Annotated in this window: 4 protein-coding genes and 2 pseudogenes; 4 read left to right on the forward strand and 2 right to left on the reverse strand. The window is 67.8% G+C overall.

The features are described 5' to 3' along the window. Window positions 1-300 precede the first annotated feature (300 nt). Together AB0442_RS41795 and AB0442_RS41800 are read left to right on the forward strand one after the other, a co-directional pair. Window positions 301-534: pseudogene (locus AB0442_RS41795) on the forward strand (transposase family protein); the annotation flags it as partial. Window positions 535-622: 88 nt separating this feature from the next. After that, window positions 623-1,330 carry an NAD(P)H-binding protein gene (locus AB0442_RS41800; protein WP_366168750.1) on the forward strand — a complete coding sequence of 236 codons (708 nt, stop codon included), beginning with the start codon at window positions 623-625 and terminating at the stop codon, window positions 1,328-1,330. A 70-nt stretch (window positions 1,331-1,400) separates the two neighbouring features. On the opposite strand, the gene AB0442_RS41805 is transcribed toward AB0442_RS41800, so the two are convergent. Further along, the gene (locus AB0442_RS41805; RefSeq protein WP_366168752.1) at window positions 1,401-2,558 is read right to left on the reverse strand and encodes a transposase; all 1,158 of its coding nucleotides are present in this window, start codon (window positions 2,556-2,558) and stop codon (window positions 1,401-1,403) included. A gap of 274 nt (window positions 2,559-2,832) precedes the next feature. Between AB0442_RS41805 and AB0442_RS41810 the strand changes: the two genes are divergently transcribed. Beyond that, window positions 2,833-3,363 carry a hypothetical protein gene (locus tag AB0442_RS41810; protein ID WP_366168753.1) on the forward strand — a complete coding sequence of 177 codons (531 nt, stop codon included), beginning with the start codon at window positions 2,833-2,835 and terminating at the stop codon, window positions 3,361-3,363. Between the two features lie 347 nt (window positions 3,364-3,710). Here AB0442_RS41810 and AB0442_RS41815 read toward each other — a convergent pair whose 3' ends face one another. Continuing rightward, window positions 3,711-3,905 carry a hypothetical protein gene (locus tag AB0442_RS41815; protein WP_366168754.1) on the reverse strand — a complete coding sequence of 65 codons (195 nt, stop codon included), beginning with the start codon at window positions 3,903-3,905 and terminating at the stop codon, window positions 3,711-3,713. Between the two features lie 453 nt (window positions 3,906-4,358). Here AB0442_RS41815 and AB0442_RS41820 point away from each other — a divergent pair. Further along, a pseudogene (locus tag AB0442_RS41820) lies at window positions 4,359-4,951 on the forward strand (ABC transporter permease); the annotation flags it as partial.

The following is a 4,951-nucleotide window of genomic DNA, read 5'->3' on the forward strand; positions in this document are numbered from 1 at the left end:
GAAGAGGCGTGCACGCCCCATTGACACGCCAAAAATATAGATTGTATGACTACTGTTCGGTTTTGCGTCAGCCGCAATGCGGCAACCGCGCACATCGGGTACGGCATCCCGATTGAGATCTCCTCGCGACGCCCGGGGTTTGCCGGCTACGGCCACCCGGGCAGGGCTGATTCAAAGTCTTGGCGATCATGCAAGTGTGCAGGTCGCGGCAGTGTGATGGGGTGGCGCCGGGCCGTTGCGGACGCATCGAGGCTCCGGTTGAAAGGGTGACCTGGCCCGTCGCCCTGAACCGGAACCTCGATGTGCCGTCAGTCTTCCATCTACTGCCACGCCGACCCGCCTGTTCGTCAACTCGGGAGCGGTGCCGGCCTGGTAGAGCGGTTGGCGTTGCTGGTGGATCCGCGTGATCCGCGTGATCGGCGTCACCCGTTGGTGAGCGTGCTGCTGGTCGCGGCCTCGGCGGTGCTGGGCGGCGCCCGGTCGTTCCGGGCGATTGGGCAGTGGGCCGCCGAGGCGCCGCAGCATGCCCTGGCCCGGCTCGGGACACGGACGGTGGGCGTGTTCAGCGTGTGCGTGGCGCCCAGGGCGTTCCAGGACCCACGCGAAGGGATGATCCGACACCATGCGTATCGCAGTTTTCGGCGCCGCGGGACTGACCGGCCGCCACCTCACCGACCAGGCTCTCTCGGCTGGCCACGAGGTCGTCGCCGTGACCCGTCGGGTCGGCTCCGTCGCCGAGCGGCCGTGCCTCACCGTCGCGGTCGCCGACGCCACCGATCCGGCGGCTGTCGACGCCGCGATCGCCGGGACGGACACCGTCCTGTCCGCGCTGGGCGCGCGCTTCAGCAAGGAGACCGTCACCACGTACTGGGCGAGCGCCACTGCCATCACCGGGGCCATGACTCGGCACGGCATCAAGCGGCTGCTCGTCGTCAGCTCCAGCATCACCGAACCAAACTGGCGTCCCACCCGCGCGCACTTCTTCAACCACGTGCTCGACCCGCTGGTAAACCGGCGCCTCGGCCGCACCCTCCACGAAGACATGCGCCGCATGGAGGCCGTGATCCGCCAGACGGACCTCGACTGGACCCTCGTCCGACCCTCGGGCCTCTTCGAGCACCCCGTCGTCACGGACTTCCACACCGCCGACACCAGCGCCGACGGCGTCTTCACCGCCCGTACCGACCTCGCCGCGAGCATGCTGCGCGAGCTGGAGGAACGGAGATACGTCCGTGTGCACATGGGCGTCATCACCACGGCCGTGAAGCCGAATATCGCCAAGCTGATCTGGCACGAGGGCGTGAAGAAGAAGTCAACGACCCGGCCCTGAAGGACCGGGCTTGAGGTTAACCATGTGCCCGATGAGTCGCCCCACCGGTGGTCACCTCGTCTCAGCAGCGTTAGGCGCTGCTGGGGCGGTTGACTGCGCCCCGCTGCCACGCATCAGCCGCGCGATGGCGGATGTTGCGGGAGCCATTGATGTCCGCGTGCATGGTCATGCCGCAGGCGCGGCACGCGAACGTCGCTTGATCCACTCGGTTCTGTTTGTGCGTGTGCCAGCAGGCGGAGCACTGGCGGGAGGTGTAGGCCGGGCTGACGTGCACGAGCGGCACGCCAGCGCGCTGGGCCTTGTACTCCACGAAGGCTCCGAGCTGGGCGAACGCCCAGGAGTGGAGGCGGTACCGCTGCTCATGCTTGGCCTTGACCCTCTCGCGGATGCCCGTCAGGTCTTCCAGGGCGATCCCGCGAGAGGTGCGTTCAGCGGTAGATACGAGAGTCTTCGAGATGCAGTGGTTGGTGTCGGTGGCGAAACGCTGCTCCCGGCGGCGGATCGCCTTCAACCGGCGCTTGGCGTTCTTGGTCTTCTTCGCCTGCAACTTGGCGGTCAGAGCGCGCATGCGCTTGCGGTACCGCTCCAGACGACGCCCGGACATCACCGTGCCGTCGCTGGTGGTGGCGATGTTGACGATCCCCAGGTCCATCCCGAGCCAATCGGCATGCTCGAATAGGGGAGGTTCGGGGATGTCACACGTCGCGAGCAGATACCAGGAACCGTCACGAAACACCAGGTCCGATTCGCCCTGCCGATGGTCGGCGATCATCTTCGCCGCATTCTCGGAACAGACGAACCGGATGCCCTTCAACCGGCCTGCGGTCGTCCAGATCGATACCGTCCGGGCTTCCGTCTGCCACGACAAGCACCGGTCGTCGAAAGCCTGCGCCGCGTCTTCACGGAACCGGATCGACTTCGACTCGGCCTTGTTGCGGCGCTTCGACCCCTTCGGCCCGAGGTTCCCGGCCTTGATGTTCGCCTTCAACGTCGCGTAGGCGTCACAGACCTTCTTCACCACCCGCACCGCAGGCTGAGCCGACAGATCAAAGTCCTCTTTAACCTGCCGGTACACCATCGGTTGGAGACCGTTGCGCCGCACCTCACCCGTACGGAAAGCCACCTCTGAGACGTGGTTCGCCGCCCGGTTGCAGGCGCGCAGGGTCGCCGCGAGCGTGTCGGCCTGATAGGCCGACAGCTCCAGCTTCACCCGCACAACAATCTTCACGGCCGACAACATAATTCAAGCAAACCCAAAGATCAAAACGGAAGGTCAGAACACATATACAGAGAGCTCCGCCGCTTCGCGGCTCCGAGCCAAGGACCCATTCCTCTCCGGCCTGAAGGCCGGGGCATCCTGGGAAATCAAAGGTGAACCCGCCCCCTTGCGCGTATCGCACCCCGATGTCATACCGCAGGGATCAAGGTCCGCCAGTACCTACGACAAGGCGAGTTCAACCTGAGTAGACGGCCTGTTCCGGCGTCCCTAGCCTCACACGTTGATGAACACGATCACGAACACGGTCGAGACCGGCGAGGACTTCCGCACCCTTCTGAAGCGGCTCACCCAGCACTTGGAGAGCCTCGGCGCGAACGCTCCCGACGTGGACGACCTCCTGCTTCGCTGGGCCGCAGCCCTCCCCGACCACGCGCCGGATCCCGGCTGGACCGGGCTGGCCGGCCAACTACTCGACGCCATCACAGCACCCGCCGCCGACCACGCAGCTCCCGCCCCCAAGGACACCGAACCGCCGGTCTCCACACCGGGCGACTTGCGGGCCCTGCTGCGCGCCCTGGTAGCCGACTACGCCCATGACCGCAACCAGCAGGAGGACAAGAAGGCCCGCGGCCTGTGGGCCGGCGACGGCGGCAGCTGGGCGCACAGTTCCCTGGCCTCGTTCCTCGAATCGTGGGACGCCTGGCTGGGCTCAACCCTCGGCCGGCCCCCGCGCTTCCCAGGCACTCCGCCGATCGAACCGGTCACCTGGACCTCAATCGCCCGGCAGCTCGGCACAGCGCGCGTCTACGAGTGACCCCGGAGCAGCCGCCCGGCAGCCCCGGTTCTGAACCGCAGCCCCGGCCGCCGTCAGGCTGGTCGTGTACCGTGCCGCCGGGCCAGGGCAGCGTCGAACAACACGAGCACGGCAATGAGAGTGGTGGACGGAGCAGCACGATCGCGCACCTGGTGCCAGCCGTACCCGCTCGACCTGCCCGCGGTGGTCGCGCCGCTGCGCCGCGGGGCCGGCGATCCGACGATCCTCGTGCAGGCGGGCGCCTGCAGGGCCGCACCCGGGAAACGCGGCACCACGCCCCGGGCAGTAGCAGCTGATCGGTGGCACGGGGTCCGAGGCCGCGACAAACCGGCCGATGCGATGCCGGCTCAGTGGATGGCGATGTTCTCGGCCAGTTCGACGATCTGCGGGCCGAGGCCGAGTTCCTTCGTCCAGCCCATGAGCTGGTCGTGCTGGGCGCGGGTGAGGCCTTCGCGCAGTCCTGCCTGCAGCAGGCCGGCGGCCAGGTGCTGCTTGATGACCCTGGGTTCGCACTCCCGGCGGATCCGCTGCAGGCCGCACACCGCCGTTGCGGCGAGCCCGACCTCACACCCGGCGGTGACCCTTGCCCCCAGTCGGCGCCGCCCCTGCCGGCGAGCGGGACGGCCACAAGTTCACGCCGTCCCACCGACAAGACCAAGGGGCGTGGCTTGGTAGCCGCAAGGTCCCCGGCGTGGCGAGCTGTGCGTCGATTGCATGCTGCGGTCTCGGACCGCCTTACCGGCCGCTATCCCGCGTGCCGTGAAGGTTCCGGCGCCTGGCCGTGGTGAGCTTGGTCTACGCTTTCCCGCTGCGTAGGTCGAGGAGGTCTCATTGCGGGGGACCGCACCTTCACGGTCCGCGGTCGCTGCGCCGACCGGTCGACTGGCCGCCGGTGCGGCCAGCGGGCGCAGCAGCACAGGGTTGCCACGACACTCCTGGCGCTCGAAGCGCCCGCACCTCGACACGACGCGTCGGCTTGAGTCCGAGGAACCCGCATGCCCGATCAAGACAAGTACGACAGATCAGATCCCCTCGCCGAGGCCGGCACCGAGGAAGAAGAGATCCAGAGTGCCATCGAGAGCCGCACCTTCGACCTCGGTACCGCCGAAGCGCAAGCCCTGATCAAGGGTGAGCGCCTCGACGACGAGCCCGAGATCGCCGCTGCCGACGACCGCGTCAAGCCGCGCAGCCTCTGGCAGGACGCCTGGCGGGACCTGCGCCGCAACCCGATCTTCATCATCTCCGGACTGCTCATCATCTTCCTGGTGATCATGGCGATCTGGCCCGGGCTGTTCACCTCCACCGACCCGCTGAAGTGCGACCTCTCGAAGGCCCAGCAGGGCTCCGAGTCCGGTCACCCCTTCGGGTTCGACGGGCAGGGCTGCGACGTCTACGCCCGCACCGTGTACGGCGCCCGTGCCTCCATCACGGTCGGCGTCTGCGCGACCGTCGGCGCCGCCCTGGTCGGCACCACGCTCGGCGGCCTGGCCGGCTTCCTCGGCGGCTGGTCCGACTCGGTCATCTCCCGGGTCGCCGACATCTTCTTCGGCATCCCGATCCTGCTCGGCGGCCTGGTCTTCCTCTCGGT

Origin of the sequence: Kitasatospora sp. NPDC085895 (assembly GCF_040702125.1) — a bacterium.
GTDB lineage: Bacteria > Actinomycetota > Actinomycetes > Streptomycetales > Streptomycetaceae > Kitasatospora > Kitasatospora arboriphila.

Coding starts and splice junctions, on each gene's coding strand:
- AB0442_RS41810 (WP_366168753.1), top strand. CDS start 2,833: ATGAACACGATCACGAACACGGTCGAGACCGGCGAGGACTTCCGCACC.
- AB0442_RS41800 (WP_366168750.1), top strand. CDS start 623: ATGCGTATCGCAGTTTTCGGCGCCGCGGGACTGACCGGCCGCCACCTC.